Here is a 1487-nt window from a genome sequence, read left to right on the forward strand (position 1 = left end):
CCCCGCCCCGTCCGCCCACCTCCCCCCCGCGGGTCTTCGTCGCGTCGTGGGGCGTCCCCTTCGACCCCCCCCGCCCCCACCACTCACGACTAGCACGACCTTGGGCCCGGCCGGGGTAGGCTTTCGGGTCCATGGTGCGCGAGCCGGAGCGGTCTATGAGCCAAACGGGACCCCTGTTCGGCCGCGCCACGCCATGGGGCGTCTTGGTCTTGGCCGTCGCGGTGGCTTATCTGGCGGGCGCGCGGGTCGGGTTCCAGCTGGCGCTGGTCGACATGAAGATCACGCCGCTCTGGCCGCCGACCGGGATCGCGCTCGCGGCGCTGCTGCTGTTCGGCCCGCGGATCTGGCCTGGGATCACCGTCGGTGCGCTGGCGGCGAACGCGATGGTCGGCGGTGAGCCGCTCGTCGCGTTCATCGGCATCAGCGTCGGCAACACCTTGGCGCCACTGGCCGCCTACTACCTGCTGAAACGGCTCGGCTTCCGTAGTGAGTTCGATCGGCTCCGCGACGCGTTGATGCTCGTGTTCGCGGGTGCGCTGGGTGCGATGCTGATCAGCGCGACCATCGGCTCGGCCGCGCTGGCGGGGTCCGGCACCGTCAGTCGCTTCTGGACCGGGTGGACGGTGTGGTGGACCGGGGACGCGATGGGCGTGCTCACGATCACACCGCTGCTGCTCATCGCGCCCCGCTTCCGATGGCCGCGCCACGTACCGGCGGGGCGCTGGTTCGAAGCGGCCGTGGTCGGCGCCGGGACGATCGGCACGGCGGTGCTGGCGACGACCGTGCCTGCGACCTGGCTGTTCCTGATCTTCCCGTGGCTGATCTGGGCCGCGCTGCGCTTCGAACAGGCGGGCGCGCTGTGCGGCGCGCTCGCGGTGTGCACGATCGCGATACTCGCCGCCGCGCACGGCTGGGGCCCGTTCTCCTTGATGACGGTGCCGCTGCGCATGATCACCCTGCAGTCGCTGGACGGCTCGGTCGCGCTGACCGCGCTGCTGCTCGCGACCGTCACCGTGCAGCGCAACCGCGCCGAGGCCGAGGTCGCGCAGGCCTGCGTCCAGCTCAACGAGATGGTCGCGCGGATCGCACCTGCTCAATCACTGCGCGGGGCGGTGCTCGACATCATCCAGAACATCTCGGACCGCCCGCCCCGCGATCCTTAAAAGGTCGTGAGTGTTGCGGGCGGTTCTATCGCGATGCCGGGTAGTTGAGGGTCGGGCAGGTTGGCAGGCCCGCTGCTCGGCGGGTGCTGCAGGAGTGGTTGAACGTTGCGAACGGGGCGTTCGCAACGCTGAGCGACACATACGCCCCTTTCATTCCGTCCACCCCACCCCACAAAGCAGGCAAATGCGACATCGAGGGGCGAAATTCGGCCGCTTGAGTCCTTTGTGGACGTTAGATGCGAGTCGATCGGGCCACCGACGGCCCGACCGACTCGGGGTTAACGTGCTGACGTGGCGATTGACAACGCAGGCCAGGACATAAAT

The 1487-nt window shown here is 69.2% G+C and carries 1 protein-coding gene; it reads left to right on the forward strand.

All coding sequences use genetic code 11. From position 1 onward, the window contains the following. Positions 1-155 precede the first annotated feature (155 nt). A complete protein-coding gene (locus tag ACFV15_RS31895) occupies positions 156-1163 on the forward strand; it encodes an MASE1 domain-containing protein (RefSeq protein WP_378354966.1) in 1008 nt (335 codons plus the stop codon). Positions 1164-1487 lie beyond the last annotated feature (324 nt).

It is taken from the genome of Amycolatopsis sp. NPDC059657 (assembly GCF_042734395.1).
GTDB lineage: Bacteria > Actinomycetota > Actinomycetes > Mycobacteriales > Pseudonocardiaceae > Amycolatopsis.

Bases quoted from the DNA above. Each gene is read 5' to 3' on its own strand.
- ACFV15_RS31895 (WP_378354966.1), top strand. From the start codon at position 156: ATGAGCCAAACGGGACCCCTGTTCGGCCGCGCCACGCCATGGGGCGTC.